At 68.6% G+C, this 17,829-nt stretch carries 20 protein-coding genes and 1 other RNA gene; 8 read left to right on the top strand and 13 right to left on the bottom strand.

The window, feature by feature from the left end; all coding sequences use genetic code 11:
• Window positions 1-25 precede the first annotated feature (25 nt).
• Together BGP17_RS14705 and BGP17_RS14700 are read left to right on the top strand one after the other, a co-directional pair.
• On the top strand, window positions 26-502 hold the full coding sequence (locus BGP17_RS14705) for a hypothetical protein (protein WP_243857297.1): 477 nt from the start codon (window positions 26-28) through the stop codon (window positions 500-502).
• Window positions 503-636: 134 nt separating this feature from the next.
• Window positions 637-1,665 carry a D-cysteine desulfhydrase family protein gene (locus tag BGP17_RS14700; protein WP_286712500.1) on the top strand — a complete coding sequence of 343 codons (1,029 nt, stop codon included), beginning with the start codon at window positions 637-639 and terminating at the stop codon, window positions 1,663-1,665.
• Between the two features lie 95 nt (window positions 1,666-1,760).
• Here BGP17_RS14700 and BGP17_RS14695 read toward each other — a convergent pair whose 3' ends face one another.
• Genes BGP17_RS14695 through BGP17_RS14675 form a run of 5 tightly spaced genes read right to left on the bottom strand, consistent with a single transcriptional unit; the run spans window position 1,761 to window position 6,453 of the window.
• Window positions 1,761-2,768: a glycosyltransferase family 4 protein gene (locus tag BGP17_RS14695; RefSeq protein WP_286712499.1), complete on the bottom strand. Its 1,008-nt coding sequence runs from the start codon at window positions 2,766-2,768 to the stop codon at window positions 1,761-1,763.
• Window positions 2,765-4,330, bottom strand: coding sequence for an alpha-amylase family glycosyl hydrolase (locus BGP17_RS14690; protein ID WP_286712498.1), 1,566 nt, complete (start codon window positions 4,328-4,330; stop codon window positions 2,765-2,767). The genes BGP17_RS14695 and BGP17_RS14690 overlap by 4 nt, the downstream gene beginning before the upstream one ends.
• Window positions 4,327-5,448 (bottom strand): glycoside hydrolase family 130 protein, encoded by a 1,122-nt coding sequence (locus tag BGP17_RS14685; protein WP_167299842.1) that lies wholly within the window; start codon window positions 5,446-5,448, stop codon window positions 4,327-4,329. Before BGP17_RS14685 ends, BGP17_RS14690 begins: the two co-directional genes overlap by 4 nt.
• 10 nt (window positions 5,449-5,458) lie before the next feature.
• Complete coding sequence (locus BGP17_RS14680; RefSeq protein ID WP_286712497.1) at window positions 5,459-6,172, bottom strand: hypothetical protein; 714 nt, start codon at window positions 6,170-6,172, stop codon at window positions 5,459-5,461.
• The gene (locus BGP17_RS14675; RefSeq protein WP_167299844.1) at window positions 6,169-6,453 is read right to left on the bottom strand and encodes a chorismate mutase; all 285 of its coding nucleotides are present in this window, start codon (window positions 6,451-6,453) and stop codon (window positions 6,169-6,171) included. Before BGP17_RS14675 ends, BGP17_RS14680 begins: the two co-directional genes overlap by 4 nt.
• A 76-nt stretch (window positions 6,454-6,529) precedes the next feature.
• Here BGP17_RS14675 and BGP17_RS14670 point away from each other — a divergent pair, with 76 nt between their 5' ends.
• Entirely contained in the window at window positions 6,530-7,543 is a 1,014-nt protein-coding gene (locus BGP17_RS14670) for a polyprenyl synthetase family protein (protein ID WP_167299845.1), read from the top strand.
• A gap of 3 nt (window positions 7,544-7,546) precedes the next feature.
• Here the strand turns inward: BGP17_RS14670 and BGP17_RS14665 are convergent, their stop codons facing one another.
• Window positions 7,547-7,762 carry a hypothetical protein gene (locus BGP17_RS14665; protein WP_167299846.1) on the bottom strand — a complete coding sequence of 72 codons (216 nt, stop codon included), beginning with the start codon at window positions 7,760-7,762 and terminating at the stop codon, window positions 7,547-7,549.
• 60 nt (window positions 7,763-7,822) lie between these two features.
• Between BGP17_RS14665 and hrpB the strand changes: the two genes are divergently transcribed.
• On the top strand, window positions 7,823-10,252 hold the full coding sequence (gene hrpB / locus BGP17_RS14660) for an ATP-dependent helicase HrpB (protein ID WP_286712496.1): 2,430 nt from the start codon (window positions 7,823-7,825) through the stop codon (window positions 10,250-10,252).
• Window positions 10,253-10,263: 11 nt separating this feature from the next.
• Window positions 10,264-10,548 carry an NADH dehydrogenase ubiquinone Fe-S protein 4 gene (locus BGP17_RS14655; protein WP_167299848.1) on the top strand — a complete coding sequence of 95 codons (285 nt, stop codon included), beginning with the start codon at window positions 10,264-10,266 and terminating at the stop codon, window positions 10,546-10,548.
• A 45-nt stretch (window positions 10,549-10,593) separates the two neighbouring features.
• Here the strand turns inward: BGP17_RS14655 and BGP17_RS14650 are convergent, their stop codons facing one another.
• The 5 genes from BGP17_RS14650 to BGP17_RS14630 form a co-directional block, all read right to left on the bottom strand.
• On the bottom strand, window positions 10,594-11,124 hold the full coding sequence (locus BGP17_RS14650) for an NUDIX hydrolase (protein WP_167299849.1): 531 nt from the start codon (window positions 11,122-11,124) through the stop codon (window positions 10,594-10,596).
• Window positions 11,121-11,792 carry a TPM domain-containing protein gene (locus tag BGP17_RS14645; protein WP_286712495.1) on the bottom strand — a complete coding sequence of 224 codons (672 nt, stop codon included), beginning with the start codon at window positions 11,790-11,792 and terminating at the stop codon, window positions 11,121-11,123. Before BGP17_RS14645 ends, BGP17_RS14650 begins: the two co-directional genes overlap by 4 nt.
• A gap of 1 nt (window position 11,793) precedes the next feature.
• The gene (locus tag BGP17_RS14640) at window positions 11,794-12,651 is read right to left on the bottom strand and encodes a TPM domain-containing protein (protein ID WP_286712494.1); all 858 of its coding nucleotides are present in this window, start codon (window positions 12,649-12,651) and stop codon (window positions 11,794-11,796) included.
• Window positions 12,648-13,049 carry a TPM domain-containing protein gene (locus BGP17_RS14635; RefSeq protein WP_167299852.1) on the bottom strand — a complete coding sequence of 134 codons (402 nt, stop codon included), beginning with the start codon at window positions 13,047-13,049 and terminating at the stop codon, window positions 12,648-12,650. The genes BGP17_RS14640 and BGP17_RS14635 overlap by 4 nt, the downstream gene beginning before the upstream one ends.
• Window positions 13,050-13,222: 173 nt before the next feature.
• Window positions 13,223-13,813 carry a LemA family protein gene (locus tag BGP17_RS14630; protein WP_167299853.1) on the bottom strand — a complete coding sequence of 197 codons (591 nt, stop codon included), beginning with the start codon at window positions 13,811-13,813 and terminating at the stop codon, window positions 13,223-13,225.
• A 158-nt stretch (window positions 13,814-13,971) separates the two neighbouring features.
• Between BGP17_RS14630 and mscL the strand changes: the two genes are divergently transcribed.
• A complete protein-coding gene (mscL, locus tag BGP17_RS14625) occupies window positions 13,972-14,403 on the top strand; it encodes a large conductance mechanosensitive channel protein MscL (protein WP_167299854.1) in 432 nt (143 codons plus the stop codon).
• Window positions 14,404-14,450: 47 nt separating this feature from the next.
• On the opposite strand, the gene BGP17_RS14620 is transcribed toward mscL, so the two are convergent.
• Complete coding sequence (locus tag BGP17_RS14620; RefSeq protein WP_167299855.1) at window positions 14,451-14,882, bottom strand: RrF2 family transcriptional regulator; 432 nt, start codon at window positions 14,880-14,882, stop codon at window positions 14,451-14,453.
• A gap of 58 nt (window positions 14,883-14,940) precedes the next feature.
• Here BGP17_RS14620 and ssrA point away from each other — a divergent pair.
• Both ssrA and BGP17_RS14610 read left to right on the top strand, forming a co-directional pair.
• Window positions 14,941-15,280, top strand: a transfer-messenger RNA (tmRNA) gene (ssrA, locus tag BGP17_RS14615).
• Window positions 15,281-15,460: 180 nt separating this feature from the next.
• Window positions 15,461-16,699: a nucleotidyltransferase family protein gene (locus tag BGP17_RS14610; protein ID WP_286712493.1), complete on the top strand. Its 1,239-nt coding sequence runs from the start codon at window positions 15,461-15,463 to the stop codon at window positions 16,697-16,699.
• 55 nt (window positions 16,700-16,754) lie between these two features.
• Here BGP17_RS14610 and BGP17_RS14605 read toward each other — a convergent pair whose 3' ends face one another.
• Window positions 16,755-17,819, bottom strand: coding sequence for an NAD(P)-dependent alcohol dehydrogenase (locus tag BGP17_RS14605; RefSeq protein WP_167299857.1), 1,065 nt, complete (start codon window positions 17,817-17,819; stop codon window positions 16,755-16,757).
• Window positions 17,820-17,829: the final 10 nt, after the last annotated feature.

Here is a 17,829-nt window from a genome sequence, read left to right as displayed (position 1 = left end):
CGGGGCGGCCAACAGGAGGAAATGCATGCGATCGAGCCTTTGGATCGGCCTGGCCGTGGCGGCGCTCGCCGCCGGCCCCGCCTTCGCCCAGGACAAGCAGCAATCGACGGGCGATCGCGCCGGCGAGATCGCCGAGCAGCCCGCCAAGGATGTCGGCGTGGTCAAGACCAAGATCCCACCGGTGCTCCAGCGCGCCGCCGCCGCGCCCTACAGCCTGTCCGGCCTGTCCAAATGCACGCGCATCGCAGCCGCGTTCGACGAGCTCGGCGAAGCGCTGGGCCCCGATTTCGTCGGCGGGGTCGATCGCAAGAAGAGCCGCAAGGTCAAGGTCACGGGCGACACCGTGGCCGGGCTGATCGTGCCGTTCCGCGGCATCGTCCGCGAAGTCAGCGGCGCGGCATCGGCGCAGCGCGAGCTCAATTCCGCGGTCGACGCCGGCTTCGCGCGCCGCGGCTTCCTGCGCGGCGTCTATCAGACGCGCGGCTGCAAGCCGGCGCTGTAGCTTCCGTCATGCCAGCGAAGGCGGGCGGCCGCGAGCAAGGACCGCGGCACGCGCCTTGTCATCTCCGGCAACCATGCGCCCGGTTGCTTCCCCATCCCGAATTGCTCTGGATCACGGCCTTCGCGGGAATGACGATGACGCGTATGAAAGCTCAACCCAATTCCCTGGTGGTATCTTCGATGAACCTCGACGCCTTCCCCCGCATCCCCCTGTTCGACGCGCCGACTCCCATCCAGCGGCTGGAACGGATCGAGGCGGCGCTGGGGCTGCGGGGCGTGCGCCTGTTCGTGAAGCGCGACGACCTGATGGGCCTGGGCGGCGGCGGCAACAAGCTGCGCAAGCTCGAATTCCTGCTCGGCGCGGCGATCGACCAGGGCTGCGACACCTTCGTCACCACCGGCGCGCGGCAATCCAACCATGCGCGGCTGAGCGCGGCGGCGGCGGCGCGGATGGGCCTCGCCGCCGAGCTAATGCTGACGGACACCGTGCCGCGCGAGGACGACAGCTATCGCCACAACGGCAACCAGCTGCTCGACGGCCTGTTCGGCGCGAGGGTGCATCACCTGCCGCGCGGCGCCGATGCGCTGGCGGCGGCGCATGCCCGGGAGGCGGCGCTGCGGGCCGAGGGGCGCAAGGCCTATGTCGTCGGCGCGGGCGGGTCCTCGCCGGTCGGTGCGCTCGGCTATGCCTCCTGCGCAGAGGAGATCCGGGCGCAGGAAGTCGCGCTGGGGCTTTCGTTCGGGACGATCATCGTCGCCAATGGCAGCCATGGCACGCATGCCGGGCTCGCGGCGGGAATGGACGATCCGCGGCGCGTGCTTTCCTTCACCGTGCTCGCCGAGCCGGCGGAAGCCGAGCGGGGCACGCTGGCGCTGGCCAACGCGACGCGCAGCCTGCTGGCGCGCCCCATGCTGAACGCCGAGGATATCCGGATCGACGGCTCCCAGCGCGGCGAGGCCTATGGCATCCCGACCGAGGCGATGCTGGCCGCCGTCCGGCTGATGGCGCGGACGGAAGGGTTGCTGATCGACCCGGTCTATAGCGGCAAGGCGTTCGCGGGCGCGCTGGCGGGGCTGGCCGAGGGGCGCCTCACCGGCGACCTGCTGTTCGTGATGACCGGAGGCACGCCGGGGCTCTACGCGTATCAGCCGGCGTTCGCTTAGGGCAGGGACTCAAGTTCCTTCAACCGCCCTCCCCGCCTTCGCGCGGACGACGGGCGCACTTGACCCACTGGGCAGGCCCGGGCGCCGGGCGACGGCTATTGGCCCAATATCCGCCGGTACAGTTCGATGTAGCGATCCGCCATCGCCTCAACCGAGAAATGCGCCGCCACCCGCGCGCGGCAGGCGGCGCGGTTGATCGCCTCCACTTGCCCGAGCGCGGTGATGGCGGCGCCCACCGAATCGACCAGCACGCCGGTTTCGCCGTCGACGATCAGCTCGGCCATGCTCCCGCGATCGATCGCGATCACCGGGGTGCCGCAGGCCATGGCCTCGACCACCGACAGGCCGAAGGGTTCGTCGAAATTGATCAGGTGGAGCAGCACCTGGGCCTTGCCCAGCGCGCGCAGCCGCTCCGGCCCGCCGACCGGCCCGTGATAGACGATATGCCCGTCGAGAAAGGGCGCCACCTCGCGGTCGAAATAGCCCTGGTCCTGGATGATGCCGTAGAGGTTGAGCCGCCGCCCGGTGGCGCGCGCCACATGGATCGCCTCGGCCGCGCCCTTGTCGGGATGCATGCGGCCGAAGAACAGCAGGTCCTCGCCGCCATCCGCCTCGAACGGGAACTCGTCCAGGCGGATGCCGTGATGGATCGTCGCGGCATAGCGGAGCGCCGGATGCCGGTCGGCTTCGCTGATCGCGACATAGTGCACCCGATCCTCGAACGGCTTGTACATCGGCAGGATGCGCGGGCTGGAGAAGCCGTGGATCGTCGTCACCATCGGCGTGGCGACCAGTCGGGAAAAGGCATGGGCCGGGAAATCGGCCTGGTTGTGGATCAGGTCGAACCGGTCCGCCCGTTCGAACAGATGCGCGAGATGGGCATATTCCCATATCTTCGCATCGATCCCGGGATCCTCCTCGTAACCGGCGGGCACCACGCCATCGAGCCTGGCGGCGGTGATCGAATCCCGCGTGGCGAAGAGCGTCACGTCGATCCCGCGTGCCACCAGCGCCTCGGTGAGCAGGCTCGTCACCAGCTCCCATGGCCCATAATGCCGCGGCGGGGTGCGCCAGGCGATCGGGGCGAGCATCGCGACCTTCATCCCAGCACATAGCCTTCATTGGGGGAAAGCAGCGCGGGATCCGTGCCCCCGCGCGCCGCTGCGAGCACGGCGAACCCCTCCGCCCATTCGGGAATGGCGAAGCCCTGGGGCCGGTCGCCGAGATTGAGCACCACCAGCAGCCGGTCGTGCCCGAGCCGGCGTTCCCAGGCGAGCAGATCGCCCTTCGCCTCCACGGGACGATAGTCGCCGAGCGCCAGCGCGGGATGGGCATGGCGCAGGGCCAGCAGCTTCCGGGTCAGCCGCCACATCGATGCCGGATCGCTGCGCTGCGCGGCGACGTTGCGCACGCGCCAGTCGGGGTGGAGCGGCAGCCAGGGCGCGGCGGCGCTGAACCCGGCGTTCGGCGAATCGTCCCAGGCCATGGGCGTGCGCACCGGATCGCGGCCCAGGCCGATGCCGGGATCGTTCAGTTCGCGCGGGTCCCGGATCAGGTCGGGCGGGATCGCCACGTCCTCCATGCCGATCTCGTCGCCATAATAGAGCGTCGGCGTGCCGCGCAGCGTGAGGAGCAGCATCATCGCGACGCGCGCCTGCGCCGGGCCCACCCGGGTGGCGATGCGCGGGCGATCGTGATTGCCCAGCACCCAATTGGGCCATCCGCCCGCCGGCAGCGCGCCTTCATAGGCATCGATGATCGCCGCCAGGCCGCGCGCATTCCATTCCGCGCCGATCAGCTGGAAATTGAAGGGCAGGTGCACGCCCGGCCGTTCCGCGGTTCCGTAATAGCCCATGAGCCTGGGCACCGGCAGGTAGATCTCGCCGATCAGCACGCGGGCGCCATATTCGTCCGCGATCGCACGCATCTCGGCGGCGATGTCATGCACTTCGGGCTGATCGGCGGAATGGAGCTGGTGGACCCGGGTATAGTCGGGCTCGCCCGGCCGCCATGCGGCGTTCACCGGATTGTCGGGCAGGTCGGCGTGCTTGACCATGTGCCACAGCACGTCGATCCGGAACCCGTCGATCCCGCGCGCGAACCAGAAGCGCAGCACTTCCATCATCGCCGCGCGCACCGCCGGGTTGCGCCAGTTGAGGTCCGGCTGCTCCTTCAGGAAGGCGTGGTAGTAATATTGGCCGGTCGCCGCGTCCCATTCCCAGGCCGGGCCGCCGAAATCGCTGATCCAGTTGTTGGGCGGCGCGCCGCCGGGCCCGGGATCGCGCCAGATGTACCAGTCGCGCTTCGGATTGTCGCGGGAGGCGCGGCTCTCCTCGAACCAGGGATGCGCGCTGGAGCTGTGGTTGGGCACCAGGTCGAGCAGCACGCGGATGCCGCGTTCATGGGCCGCCGCCAGCAGCGCGTCGAAATCGTCGAGCGTGCCGAAACGCGGATCGACGTCGCGATAATCGGCGACGTCATAGCCGAAATCGGCCATCGGCGAGGGGAAGATCGGCGAGATCCAGATCGCATCGATGCCGAGCGCCTGCAGGTCGTCGAGCCGGCGCTCGATGCCCTTCAGGTCGCCGATCCCGTCGCCGTTCGAATCCTGGAAGGAACGCGGATAGACCTGATAGATGACGGCCGATTTCCACCATTCGCTCAACGGAAGCGCTCCTTTGCGATGCGGGTGATGCGGCAGGCGAGATCGGCCTCGCCGCTGGCCACGACATAATGGTCGCCGGCATCGGCGATGCCGGTGGTGAACACCACCGGGCTGGGCAGATAGCGCTGGTGGGCGATCGGATCGGTGAGCGCCGGATTCGCCTCGAGCAGCGGCGTCTCGTCTTCCAGCCGCAGGATCCGCGAGGGATCGTCCCGGTCGAGCAGCGCCCAGAAGCTGCGATAGACGCCGACCGCGCCGCGCTTCTCGACGCCGTGATAGATCAACATCCAGCCTGCCGGCGTGAGCACCGGCTGGCTGCCGCCGCCGATCCGCTGGGTGGCGCTGGTGCCCTTGCGCGCACGGATGCCGGGCGTGTCGAGCGGCTTCCAGTGCAGCCCGTCGGGCGACTGGGCCAGGTTGATCGACGGGCCGCCCAGCCAGGGGCTGTCCTCGGGATAGGCGAAATAGACTTCGCCGAGCGGGCGGGTGAGCGCCATGTACTTCCCGCCCGGCTTGCCCTCGAACAGGACCATGTCCTTGTTCTGGTGGTCGAGCACCACGCCGAGCAGCTTGTAGTCGAGCCCGTTCACCGAATGGTACATCGCGGTGCAGTGACGCTCGGCGGAGACGCCGCACACGGTCATCCACCAGCGGCCGCCGACCAGGCTGATCCGGGCGTCCTCCACCCCATAGTCCAGGAAGCTCGCGGAAGGCTGGATCGCCTTGTCGTAATGGACCTTCACGACCCGGGCGGCGTCTGGGCTCAGCTCGACGGGAAGCAGCCAGGAGAGCGAAGTGAGGCCGAGCAGGCGCGGGCTGCGGCCCTTCAAGGCGAACTGGCGCGGATCGTCCATGTCGATGCCGGCGAGCGGATGGCGATCGAGGACATAGCCGTCCGGCGTCCAGCGGATCGCCCGGGCATGGTCCCCGTCCACGGGATCGCGCAGCGCCTCGGCCACGCGGACCATCAGCAGGATATTGCCCCCGGGCAGCCGCGCGAAGCCGGGGTTGAAGGCACCGAGCACATGCGTCGCCTCGCCCACGCCGCGCCGCAAGGGCGAGCGGGTCAGGTCGACATCGTCGGGGCGGAAGATCAGGAAATCATCGTCCGCCACCACGTTCGTCCCCTCAACAGGTCGGTATCCGGCTTTCCCCGCCTTCGCGCTCGTACTTGCCGCCACGCCAGACGTATCGCTCGATGAAGGATCGGGTTCCCTCGAACTTCACGGTGAAGCCCTGGCCCTTGCGGATATCGGCGATCCTGCCCCGGATCGACTGGGGCTTGTCCTCCACCGCGCCGCCATCGTCATAGAGCGACGGGAAGGACGCGATCTCCGCCGGTCCTTCGGGGCGCAGCTCGACCAGGGTGGTGACGCTGCAGGTATAGCCCTGCCAGGTGCCGCCGCCCTCGACCTGGATCACCGGCCGGTCGAGGAACTTGTCGCTGACCGACCATTCGGCAAGGTCGCCGAAGCTGCCGCTCTCGGCCGCCTTGGGGAAGCTCTTGCGCAGCGTGAAGCCCGCGCCGTCGGCATCGAGATAATGGACGGCGATCGTGCCGGCATCGGCATGCGCGGCATCGCGGACATGGCCGTGGCTGACCAGCACCGGGCCGAAGCCGGTGTCGACCAGCTTGCTGTCGTCGAAGGTGACCGGCCCCTGCTTCACGCCGTCGGGCCAGGCCGCCTTCACCGCGGCGGCAAGGCGTGCGGCGGGATCCACCACAGGTTCCGGGCGCGTGCTGGGCGTCGGCGTGGGCGCAGCGGCGGGCTTCCGCGCCTCGTTGCCGCCGCATCCCGCCAGCACCAGCGCCGGCAGCAGCAGGGCGGCGGCCCGCCTCATTTCTCGTCCCGCAGCTGCTCGTGGTGGCGGATCACCTCGTCGATGATGAAGCGCAGGAACTTCTCCGAGAATTCCGGATCGAGGTCCGCGGTCTTGGCCAGTTCGCGCAGCCGGGCGATCTGGCGATCCTCGCGGCCCGGATCGGCCGGCGGCAGGCCGGACTCCGCCTTGTAGCGCCCCACCGCCTGCGTCACCTTGAAGCGCTCGGCGAGCAGGAACACGAGCGCGGCATCGATATTGTCGATGCTCTGGCGATAGCGATTGAGAGTCTCGTCGGCCATGGCCGGCCTTTTGCGCATAGCCGTAAGGTCACGCAAGCCTTGCCTTTGCCCGCCGCACCCGCCAGAGGCTTTGCCCATGAGCGCCACGATCCATCGCCTCGGCGGCGGCCCCGCCCCTTCGCTCGATCCGATGATGGCGCTGGTCGCCCCGGACATGAACCTCGTCAACGCAGTGATCCTCGATCGCATGCAGTCCGAGATTCCGCTGATCCCGGAGCTCGCCGGCCATCTGATCGCCGGCGGCGGCAAGCGGATGCGCCCGATGCTCACGCTGGCGAGCGCCAGGCTGCTCGGCTATTCGGGCACGCGGCACCACCGGCTCGCCGCCGCGGTGGAGTTCATCCACACCGCGACGCTGCTCCACGACGACGTGGTCGACGGTTCCGACCTGCGCCGCGGCCGCCGCACCGCCAACATCATCTGGGGCAATCCGGCGAGCGTGCTGGTCGGCGACTTCCTCTTCTCGCGCTCGTTCGAGCTGATGGTCGAGGACGGCAGCCTCAAGGTGCTCAAGATCCTCAGCAACGCCTCGGCCGTGATCGCCGAGGGCGAAGTCAACCAGCTCACCGCCGTGCGCCGGATCGACCTGGCCGAGGAACGCTATCTCGACATCATCGGTGCCAAGACCGCCGCCCTGTTCGCCGCCGCCTGCAAGATCGCCGCGGTGGTGGCCGAGCGTTCGGAAGCCGAGGAAGCGGCGCTCGACGCCTATGGCCGCAATCTCGGCATCGCCTTCCAGCTGGTGGACGACGCGATCGACTATGTCTCGGACGCGGGCACCATGGGCAAGGACGCGGGCGACGATTTCCGCGAAGGCAAGATGACCCTGCCGGTCATCCTCGCCTATGCCCGCGGCGACGCGGCGGCCCGCGCCTTCTGGAAGGACGCGATCGCCGGCCATCGCACGTCGGACGAGGATTTCGCCGAGGCGATCCGGCTGGTCCAGGCGAGCCGCTCGGTCGACGACACGCTGGCCCGCGCCCGGCACTACGGCCAGCGCGCGATCGACGCGCTGGGCGGGTTCGCGGCGGGCGCGGCCAGGGATGCGATGATCGAGGCAGTGGAGTTCGCGGTCGCCCGGGCCTATTGAGGCTCAATCGTCCTCGGGCTCCGCATCGTCGTCGTCATCGCCGGCAAGCGCGTCTTCCTCGTCGCCTTCGATCACGTCCTCGATCGCTTCCACGATCAGGTCGAGCTGCTCGAAGCTGGCGGTGAACTCCAGCGTTTCGCCGTCGTCGTCCTCCAGGTGCAGCGTATAGTCGCCGTCGCTGTCGGGGGTGATGCTGAACTGTGCCAGGGTCCTCGCCATGTCTTCGCTCCTCACGCTTCGCTTGCGCCAAACCCGCCTTCGGGGAATTGGTTGCGCGTGATGCGTGAGACATTGCCGATCCATTCCGTCCTGCCGGCCCTGCTCGGCGCCCTGCGCGCGGGCAGCAACGCCGTGCTGGTCGCCCCGCCGGGCGCGGGCAAGACGACGGCGGTGGCGCCGACGCTGCTCGGCGAGGGCTGGTGCACCGGCGAGGTGCTGCTGCTCTCCCCGCGCAGGCTGGCCGCGCGCGCAGCGGGCGAGCGGATGGCGGCGCTGGCGGGCGAGAGCGTCGGCCACACCTTCGGCTATGCCACGCGGATGGACAGCAGGCGTTCGGCGGCAACGCGCGTGACCGTGGTGACGGAAGGCATCTTCGTCAATCGCATCCAGGCCGACCCCGAGCTGGCGGGCGTTTCCGCCATATTGTTCGACGAAGTGCATGAGCGCAGCCTCGACAGCGATTTCGGGCTGGCACTGGCGCTCGATGCGCAGGCGGCGCTGCGGCCGGACCTGCGACTGGTCGCGATGTCGGCGACGCTCGACGGCGCGCGTTTCTCGAGCCTGATGGGCGATGCGCCCGTGGTGGAGAGCGAGGGCCGCAGCTGGCCGCTGGAACTGCGCCACCTGGGCCGCGCCGCCGATGCACGGATCGAGGAATCGGTGTCGGCCGCGATCCGCACGGCGCTGCGCGAAACCGATGGCGGCGTACTCGCCTTCCTGCCCGGCGTCGCCGAGATCGAGCGAACGGCGGATCGGATCGGCGACGTGCCCGGCGCCGTGGTCCACAAGCTGCACGGTTCGCTCGAGCCCGGCGCCCAGCGCGCCGCGATCGCGCCGGACCCCGAAGGCCGGCGCAAGATCGTGCTGGCCACCTCGATCGCCGAGACTTCGCTCACCCTCGACGGCATCCGCGTGGTGGTCGATTCGGGCCTTGCCCGGCGGCCGCGCTATGATCGCGCCGCCGGCATGACCCGGCTGGTCACGGAGCGTGCCAGCCAGGCCGCCGTCACCCAGCGGGCCGGCCGCGCCGCGCGCCAGGGCCCGGGCACCGCCTATCGGCTGTGGAAGGAAGCGGCGACCGCGGGCCTGCCGCGCTTCGATCCGCCCGAGATATTGGAAGCCGATCTCTCGGCGCTGGTGCTCGACTGCGCGCTCTGGGGCGTGCGCGATCCGCGCGACCTCAACTGGCTCGATCCGCCGCCCGAAGCCGCGGTGTCCGAAGCGCGCAAGCGGCTGGGGACGCTGGAAGCGCTCGACGAGGACGGTCGCCCGACGGCGCATGGCAAGGCGATCGCCGGGCTGCCGCTGCCGCCCCGGCTCGGCCATATGCTGGTTCGCGCCGCCGAGCGCGGCATGGCGCGCACCGCCGCCGAAATCGCGGTGCTGCTCGGCGAGCGCGGGCTGGGGGGCAATGATCCGGACCTCGACCTTCGCCTCCGCCGCTGGCGAAGCGAACGCGGCCCGCGCGCGGAGAATGGCCGGCGGCTGGCGCAGCGCTGGGCGAGGCTGGTCGGCGATGACGGCGCCGGCGACCCCGCCGCCTGCGTCGCGCTCGCCTTCCCCGATCGCATCGCCAGGCGCCGGGACGCCGGCGGCGAGACCTGGGCCTCGGCCGGCGGGCGCGGATTCAGGCTCGACCCGGCATCCTCGCTCGCCCGCACCGAATGGCTGGCGGTCGCCGAGACGCAGGGCATGGCCGCGGGCGCCCGCATCCTTTCCGCCGCGCCGATCGATCCGGCCGAAGTGGAAGCGCTGTTCGCCGATCGCATCGAAACCCGGCGCAGCGTGCGCTTCGACCCCGCCACCGGTCGGATCGAGGCGCTTCGCGAACGCCGGCTCGGCGCGATCCGCCTGTCCAGCGGGCCCGACACGGCCGCCGATACCGCCGAGATCGAGAAGGCGCTGCTCGAAGGCGTGCGCGAGCACGGCCTTGCGCTGCTGCCCTGGTCCGATACCGCCCGGGCGCTGCGCACCCGCGCCGCCTATGCCGGGAACGATTCGCTCTCCGACGCGCGCCTGCTTGCCGATCTCGACACCTGGCTGCCCGGCCTGCTCGCCGGCAAGCGCCGGCTCGACACGGTCGAGGGGCTCACCACCGCGCTGAACAACCTGCTCGGCTGGAACGGCCAGAAGGCGCTCGACCGGCTTGCCCCGGCACGCTTCGAAACGCCCGAGGGTTCGACCTATGCGATCGACTATGCGGCCGAGGGCGGCCCGACGGTCGAGGTACGGGTCCAGGCGCTCTACGGCCTCGACAGCCATCCGACACTGGGCGACGGCACGCCGCTCGTGCTCAGCCTCACGTCGCCCGCAGGCCGGCCGATCCAGACGACGCGCGACTTGCCCGGCTTCTGGAAGGGCAGCTGGGCGGCCGTGGCCAAGGAGATGCGCGGGCGCTACCCACGGCATCCCTGGCCCGAGGATCCCGCCGCCGCCTCCGCCACGTTGCGCACGAAAAAGGCAGATGCAAGGGCCGCCGGCCCGCGCTAAGGGGTGTGGCCATGACCAAGATCGCCCGCATCTACCAGAAGCCCAAGAACGCCATGCAGTCGGGTCGTGCGCGCACGACGATCTGGATCCTCGAGTTCGAGCCGGTCCGCCAGCAACAGGCCGATCCCCTCACCGGCTGGGCCGGCGGCGACGCCACCGCCACGCAGCTGCGCATGAGCTTCCCGACGCTGGAAGCCGCCACCGCCTATGCCGAGCGCGAAGGCCTTGCCTTCCATGTGGTCGCCGCGCCCGAGCGCAAGCTGAAGCTCCAGGCCTATGCGGACAATTTCCGCTGACGAAATAGCGGCGGCCCAGGTCGGCGCCGGGGCGACCGGCCTGGCCTAATCCCCCAGCAGCGCGCCCGACAGCAGCAGCAACAGCTTCACGTCGATCGCCAGCCCCTCGGCGCGCTTGGCGGCGACGAAGGCGGCGATCTCCGCGCGCGGCACCCGGTGGACGAGGATGTCCTCGTCCGCCAGCCCGCCGCCTTCACCGACCCTGGTCAGGCCCGTGGCGCGTACCAGCGTGAAGCTTTCGCTGACCAGGCCCGGCGAGGAATGATATTCGCCCAGATCCTCTATCGCGGCGCAGTCATAGCCGGTTTCCTCGATCAGCTCGCGGCGCGCGGCATCGAAGGGCGAATCGTCCTCGTGTCCGGCCTCGTCGCCGATCAGCCCGGCCGGCAGTTCGAGACAGCGCTTGCCGAGCGGCACGCGATACTGGTCGACGAGCAGGACATGGCCGTCCGCGTCGATCGCCACGATCGCCGCGGCGCGGATGCCCCGCGCGCGCGCGACATATTCCCACTTCCCCCGTCGCTTGGCCGTGATCCACTTGCCCTGCCACGCGACTTCCTCGGGCGCATCGCTCACAGTTCGATCACCCGGTCGGGGAGCTCGTTCACATCGTCCGCGCTGCGCGGGAAATGCTCGGCCAGGACCAGGCCGATCTGGCGCACCGCCTCGGCCATGCCCTCGCCCGCGCGATCCGCCTTGAGACCGCCGACCAGCGCCGCCATCGCCGCGCCCCAGACATCGGCGGTCACCTTCGAATGGATTCCCTCATCGGCCAGGATCACGGCGCGATGCTCGGCCAGGCTCAGATAGACGAGCACGCCGGTCGATCCGCGGGTGCGCTTCTCGGCCGCGGCGCGGAACAGCTCCAGTGCGCGGCGGTGGACGCGGCGGGTCTTGGTCGCGCCAGGGGTGAGGAACAGCCGCAGTGCATCGAACGCGAGCGCAACCCGCGCGACGAGGAACGTTGCCGCCATCAGCACCAGCGCGATGGTGAGATACCAGCGCGCGGGCACCACCTGCGCCCAGCTGTCGACGAAGCGGGTGTGCAGCCACTCCGCCGGCCAGGGCTGCCAGGCGAGCAGCGCGAGGACGAGGAGCATCGCCAGCACCGCCCAGTGCAGCGCCACGTCATGATAGGCATCGGAGCGCCCGGCGACGACCGTGACGATCTCGCCATTGGTGGTCAGCTCGGCCGTCGTGACGGCCGCGGTAACGGCCTCGCGGTCCTGATCGGTCAGTCGCATCTCACCAGCTCCCCGAGGCGCCGCCGCCCCCGAACGATCCGCCGCCGCCCGAGAAACCGCCGCCCCCGCCGCCGCCTCCCCAGCCGTCGCCGCCGCCACCGCCCCAGCCGCTGCCGCCGCGGCTCGCTTCGCGGCCGATCTCGCTGGCGATCGACCAGAGGATGATCGGCAGTGCGCCGCCGTCGCCGCGATAGGGCCGGTCCCAGGGCCCGCGCCGCCGGCGCCGGCCGAAGATGCCGAGCATGGGCAGGATCACGAAGACCAGGATGATGCCCCAGAAGACCAGGCCGACGGGAAAGCCGCCGCCGCCATGGCTCTTCTGGCGCGTCTGGGTGACCTGGGCCTGTTGCTGCTGCGCGCGCTGCTCGGCGGCTTCGAGCGGCAGCTTCATCTGCGCGCCGATCGCCTGTGCTCCCGCCACGATGCCGCCGGCCATGTCGCCGGCCTTGAACCTGGGGATGATCGTCTCGTTGATGATCTGGCTGGACAGGCCGTCGGTCATGATCGGCTCGAGCCCATAGCCGACTTCGATCCGCACCTTGCGCTCGTTCGGCGCGACGAGGAGGACGATGCCGTTGCTCACGCCCTTCTGCCCGATCCCCCAGGCGCGGCCGAGCTGATAGCCGTAGCTCTCGATGTCATAGCCCTGGAGATCGGGGACGGTCGCGACGACGAACTGGCGCGACGAGGCCTTCTCCACATCGTCCGAAAGCTGGGTGAGCTGGGCGACCTGCTCGGGCGAGAGCAGGTGCGCGTCGTCGACCACGCGGCCGGTCAGCTTGGGGAAATTGGGCTGCGCCTGGGCCGAGAGCGGCACCAGGACCAGCAGGAAGGCGAGCAGGCTACGCAACAATGTCATCGGGTGATCTCGCGAATGATGGCCTCGCTGCCGGCGGCGATGCCTTCGGGGTATTTGCCTTCCTTGAAGCGCGGCAGGATCTCGTTGCGGATGATCTCGCCCGCTTCCTCGTCGCGCAGCGCCTTTTCGAGACCATAGCCCACTTCGATCCGGACCTTGCGCTCGTTGGGTGCCACGATCAGCAGCACGCCGTCGTTGAAGCATTTGCGGCCGATGCCCCAGCTACGCCCGAGATTCAGGCCGTAATCGGCGATGTCATGGCCGCCCAGGCTCTTCACCGTCACCACCACGAACTGGTGCTTCGACTGTTTCTCGACGTCGACCAGCCGGTTCGAGAGCCTGCGCCGCTCGCTGACGGACAACAGGCCCGCCGCATCGACCACCCGGCCGCTGAGCACCGGGAAATCATATCCCTTCGGCGCCGTGCGCGACTGGGGCGGACCGGGCTTGCAGGCCTCTTCCGCGCGCGCCGCCGCCGCCGGAGCACCGGGTCCGGCGGCATTGGACTGCGCATCGAGCGCCGCGGGCTTGCAGGCCGCGAGCGCTCCGCAGAGGAGGAGCGCCCGCAGGATCAGTTGCTGTTCCCGAAGCTGACCTCGGGCATCTTCTCCGCACCTGCCTGCGCCTGGAACGGGACGATCGGCTTGGCACCGTAGAAGATCTTGGCGCCGATCGCGTCGGGGAAGGTGCGGATGCGGGTGTTATAGGCCTGCACCGCCGCGTTATAGTCGCGTACCGAGACGGTGATGCGATTGTTGCTGCCCTCGATCTGATCCATCAGCGTCTTGAACGTCTGCTGGCTCTGGAGCTGCGGATAGGCCTCGACGCTGGCGATCAGGCGGCCAAGCGAGCCGCTCAGCTGCTGCTGCGCCGCCTGGAAGGCCTGGACCTTGGCCGGATCGGTGAGATCGTTCGCCGAGACCTGTACCGAAGTCGCCTTGGCGCGCGCCTCGACCACGTCGGTCAGGATCTTGCCCTCGGACGCGGCGGCACCCTTCACCGTGTTGACCAGTGCGGGAATGGTATCGGCGCGGCGCTGATAGGCGGCCTGCACATCGGCCCATTTCGCCTTCGCATTCTCTTCCGCGGTGGGCACGCTGTTGAGCCCGCAGGCCGAGAGCAGGGCGGCGCCGGCAAGGGCGAGAACGGCACGAAACTTCATCACGTCATGATCCTCCGGATCTGGTTCGGAGTGTCTTATACCGTGGCCACACCGGGGTTCGAAAGCGAAATCGGACAGTCGGCATTTGCGAACGGTCCGCATCCGTGCATCATGCCATGGATGCCGCACCTCGGCGGCAGGAGACGGGAGCCGAAGGGATGTTCAAGGAATTCAAGGCGTTCGTTTCGCGCGGCAACGTGATCGACCTTGCGGTGGCGGTCATCATCGGCGCCGCCTTCAGCAAGATCGTCAGCTCGCTCACCGACGATCTGCTGATGCCGCTGATCGGCAAGATCTTTGGCGGGCTCGATTTCTCCAGCTATTTCATCGCGCTGGGCCCGATCCCCGCCAACCTGGCCGGATCGACCGACTATGCCGCGCTGAAAAAGGCCGGCGTGCCGCTGTTCGGCTATGGCGCGTTCGTCACCGCCGCGGTCAATTTCCTGATCGTCGCCTTCATCATCTTCCTGCTGGTGCGCGCGGTGAACCGCATGCTTCCCAAGCCGGAGGAAGCCGCGGCCGCCGAACCGGCCGACGTGACGCTGCTGCGCGAGATTCGCGACGAGCTGAAGAAGAAGAACGCGGCCTAGAGTCGCTTTCAGCTTCGCTGGGTCAGTGCCGCCTGCCCAAGACGACTTTAGGCGGCGGCAAGGTCTTCCGCGACGGCATCGGCCAGGCTGGTGCCGTCGAGGATACGCGCAGTCTCGTCGCGCACGCGCGCCATGGCGTGGCGGATCGCGCAGCTCGCCTCGTCCTTGCAGTCGTTGCACGGGCGATAGGCGGTGCGGCTGACGCAGGGCACCAGCGCCAGCGGCCCCTCGATCACCCGGATGATCTCGCCCAGCGAGATGAGGTGCGTCGGCCGCGCCAGGCGATAGCCGCCGGCCTTGCCGCGCGTGGAGCTGAGGAAGCCCGCCTCGCGCAGATCGGCGAGGATCAGCTCGAGGAACTTGCGCGGCACGTTCGCTTCGGCGGCGATGCGGTTCATCGGCGTAGGCGCGCCGGCAGCGGGCCGTCCGGCAAGGAAAAGCATCGCGCGCAGCGCATAGCGGGAACGCTGGGTCAACATGATGCAGCCTCCATGCCAATTGTTTGCGGCACTGTGAAGGCCTTAGGGAATGCAGCCTGACCTTTTCATTAATCGCCGAGCCCCTATATAGGGGCTGCCGGCTTCGGCCGGCTATGGGGATAAACGACGGCGTGCAATAGGCGCAGCGGACCCGGGGGCGGTACCCGGCGGCTCCACCACCAGCTACCTGCCAAGGCAGTTGATGACGGGGCCGAACTAGGATCGACGTGTGTTGAAAAGCGCTGACTATCTCTCGGCATGGGCCACCGCGACGGTCCGTTACACAAGTGCCAACGATAACGAAGCACTCGCTATTGCGGCGTAACCCCACGGCCTAACGGCCCAAGGTTACTCTAAAATGCGCGGTTGGACCGCACCGGGCAACAGAAGCGGAATCCAGCGGCCACCAGGGGGGCCGGGCAACAGAACCCCCTGGACCTTGCAAGAGGCCCGGAGCACCGCGCAGCGGAAGCTTCCATTGCATTGCCGCGGCAAGATATCGGCGCATTGCAAGAAATGCAGCCCCCGCCGCTTACAAATTCGCCGGACAGCACTATCGTTATCCCAAGGGACGGGGGATGACGATGACCATTTATTGCCAGGAATATACCGATGCGCTGCATCGGCTGCGCAGCCAGTACAACAATAACTATCCCATCATGGCGACCATTGCTCGCTTCGTCGTGGAGGAGATGCGGGCAATGCTCGCCGGCTATCATCGCCCATTGATGTTCGAGAGCCGGGTCAAGGAGCTTGACAGCCTGCGCGGCAAGTTCACTTCGATCTACGACAAGCGGTTTGCGACGCTGAAGGAGAAGCGCGGCAACCAGATGGAGGCCGACCTCGCGGCGGAGCGCCTGCACCGGCTGTTGGAACATCCCTTCCATCACATTCCCGACGCGATCGGTTGCCGGCTGATCTCGAGCTACAGCGCCGAAATTCACCTTGCCGGGGCAATCACCGAACGCCTGCGCATGGCGTTCCGATCGGCGACGAACGACTTGCGGGGCGCGGACGGCCAGGAAGTCAACTATGCCGGCCCCTCCGGCGGATGGACCGGGGTGCATCTGCGCGGACGGCTGACTTCGGATCAGGCGCAGCGACTGGCAAACGCGTATCACGAACTCGAACTCCGGGTCGAAGACCTGATGCGGTTCCCGTTCGAGATCCAGCTCCGCACCGTGACGGTGCATGCCTGGACGGTGATCAGTCACGAGCGGCTGTATCAAGTGGAAGGCCGCGAGGGCGCTACGGAGGAAATGGGCCGCCTGATCGGCGAGATCCTGCAAATCCAGAATGATTTCGATCGGCTGGCCGGGCATGCCGACCTGTGGCTCGACGACCTGATGGACAGGCTCTCCATCGACAACAGCGAGGGAGCGCCCCTTGCCCAGCACGAGATCGATCGCCTCTTCGGGATGCGATGCACGGACCAGGAGGCCCTGTCCGCCTATGCCATGTACCGATTCTTCGATCGAAACGCCTATGGCCCGACAAATGCCGTCAGCCCGCTGTGGATCCGGCACATCGTGCGCTGCCTCAGGATGAGCGACCATGCACTGATCGGCGACGTCGATCGCGCGCTATGTAGTTCGGACGCGATCGGCAAGGTTCGCGCCTATCGCAAGGAATGCGATGCCCTGGGCAAGACCAACATGTTCAAGGACGCGACCGACTGGCTCTCCAAATGCCTGATCTTTTCCAATCGGACATTCCAGGAGCATTACCCGTTCGGCAGTGAAACGCGGAAGAAGCTCGGCGAATTGGGCATTCGGCTTCCCGACGGCATCTCGCTCGACGCGCTGAAGCGGCTCTGACCCGGGCGGCCGGCGGCGGCGCCGCGCCGGAGGGACTCCGGCGCGGCCGATGCCCTCACGCCCCCTTCAGCGAAGCCATGTCGATGACGAAGCGATACTTCACGTCGCTCTTCGTCATGCGCGCATAGGCCGTCTCGATATCCTGCATCCGGATCCTCTCGATATCGGCGGTGATGCCGCGCTCGGCGCAGAAATCGAGCATCTCCTGGGTCTCGACCATGCCGCCGATCGGCGAGCCGGCGATCGCGCGGCGATTGAGCAGCAGGTTGAAGATGTCGGGGGAGGGATGCGGGTGCTCGGGCGCGCCGACCAGCGTCATCGTGCCGTCGCGGCGGAGCAGCACCAGGAACGCGTTGAGGTCGTGCGCCACGGCGACGGTGTTGAGGATGAAGTCGAAGCTGTTGGCGTGCGCCGCCATCGCCTCGGGATCGCGCGAGACCACGACTTCGTGCGCGCCCAGCTTCTTCGCATCCTCGATCTTGTCGGGCGAAGTGGTGAAGGCGACGACGTGCGCGCCCATCGCCGCGGCGAGCTTGATGCCCATATGGCCGAGGCCGCCGATGCCGACCACGCCGACCTTCTTGCCCGGCCCCGCATTCCAGTGCCGGAGCGGCGAATAGGTGGTGATGCCGGCGCACAGCAGCGGCGCGACTGCGGCCAGGTCCTTCTCGTCGTGGCGGATGCGCGCGACGAAGACGTCCTTGACGACGATATGGTCCGAATAGCCGCCGAACGTGTGGCCACCCAGCACCTTGTCCTCGCCATTATAGGTGCCGACAAAGCCGGTGGTCTCGCAGAACTGCTCCTCGCCGGCATGGCAGGACGGGCAATGGCCGCAACTGTCGACCATACAGCCCACGCCGACGAGATCGCCGACCGCGAAGCGAGTGACGTCGCCGCCGACCGCGGTCACCCGGCCGACGATCTCATGGCCGGGGACGGAGGGATAGAGCGTGCCGCCCCATTCGCCGCGCACGGTGTGGAGGTCCGAATGGCAGACGCCGCAATAGAGGATGTCGATCGAGACGTCGTCGGGCAGCAGGTCGCGGCGCGCGAAGCTGAAGGGCGCGAGCGGCGCGGTCGCCGACTGGGCGGCATAGGCCTTGGCTGGGCTGGGCATGATGGTCCTT

The sequence above is a fragment of the Sphingomonas sp. 67-41 genome, from assembly GCF_001899725.1.
Taxonomy (GTDB): domain Bacteria; phylum Pseudomonadota; class Alphaproteobacteria; order Sphingomonadales; family Sphingomonadaceae; genus Sphingomonas; species Sphingomonas leidyi.
Note: the sequence above shows the minus strand (reverse complement) of the source record. Positions and strands in the feature narration are given on the sequence as shown.

What these genes read in the sequence shown, in the direction of transcription:
- BGP17_RS14665 (WP_167299846.1), bottom strand. Translation starts at nt 7,762, where the DNA reads ATGGCGAGGACCCTGGCACAGTTCAGCATCACCCCCGACAGCGACGGC.
- BGP17_RS14670 (WP_167299845.1), top strand. Translation starts at nt 6,530, where the DNA reads ATGAGCGCCACGATCCATCGCCTCGGCGGCGGCCCCGCCCCTTCGCTC.
- BGP17_RS14655 (WP_167299848.1), top strand. Translation starts at nt 10,264, where the DNA reads ATGACCAAGATCGCCCGCATCTACCAGAAGCCCAAGAACGCCATGCAG.
- BGP17_RS14705 (WP_243857297.1), top strand. Translation starts at nt 26, where the DNA reads ATGCGATCGAGCCTTTGGATCGGCCTGGCCGTGGCGGCGCTCGCCGCC.
- BGP17_RS14630 (WP_167299853.1), bottom strand. Translation starts at nt 13,813, where the DNA reads ATGAAGTTTCGTGCCGTTCTCGCCCTTGCCGGCGCCGCCCTGCTCTCG.
- BGP17_RS14640 (WP_286712494.1), bottom strand. Translation starts at nt 12,651, where the DNA reads ATGACATTGTTGCGTAGCCTGCTCGCCTTCCTGCTGGTCCTGGTGCCG.
- BGP17_RS14605 (WP_167299857.1), bottom strand. Translation starts at nt 17,819, where the DNA reads ATGCCCAGCCCAGCCAAGGCCTATGCCGCCCAGTCGGCGACCGCGCCG.
- BGP17_RS14695 (WP_286712499.1), bottom strand. Translation starts at nt 2,768, where the DNA reads ATGAAGGTCGCGATGCTCGCCCCGATCGCCTGGCGCACCCCGCCGCGG.
- BGP17_RS14675 (WP_167299844.1), bottom strand. Translation starts at nt 6,453, where the DNA reads ATGGCCGACGAGACTCTCAATCGCTATCGCCAGAGCATCGACAATATC.
- BGP17_RS14610 (WP_286712493.1), top strand. Translation starts at nt 15,461, where the DNA reads ATGACGATGACCATTTATTGCCAGGAATATACCGATGCGCTGCATCGG.
- BGP17_RS14645 (WP_286712495.1), bottom strand. Translation starts at nt 11,792, where the DNA reads ATGCGACTGACCGATCAGGACCGCGAGGCCGTTACCGCGGCCGTCACG.
- BGP17_RS14620 (WP_167299855.1), bottom strand. Translation starts at nt 14,882, where the DNA reads ATGTTGACCCAGCGTTCCCGCTATGCGCTGCGCGCGATGCTTTTCCTT.
- BGP17_RS14680 (WP_286712497.1), bottom strand. Translation starts at nt 6,172, where the DNA reads ATGAGGCGGGCCGCCGCCCTGCTGCTGCCGGCGCTGGTGCTGGCGGGA.
- hrpB (WP_286712496.1), top strand. Translation starts at nt 7,823, where the DNA reads ATGCGTGAGACATTGCCGATCCATTCCGTCCTGCCGGCCCTGCTCGGC.
- BGP17_RS14700 (WP_286712500.1), top strand. Translation starts at nt 637, where the DNA reads ATGACGCGTATGAAAGCTCAACCCAATTCCCTGGTGGTATCTTCGATG.
- mscL (WP_167299854.1), top strand. Translation starts at nt 13,972, where the DNA reads ATGTTCAAGGAATTCAAGGCGTTCGTTTCGCGCGGCAACGTGATCGAC.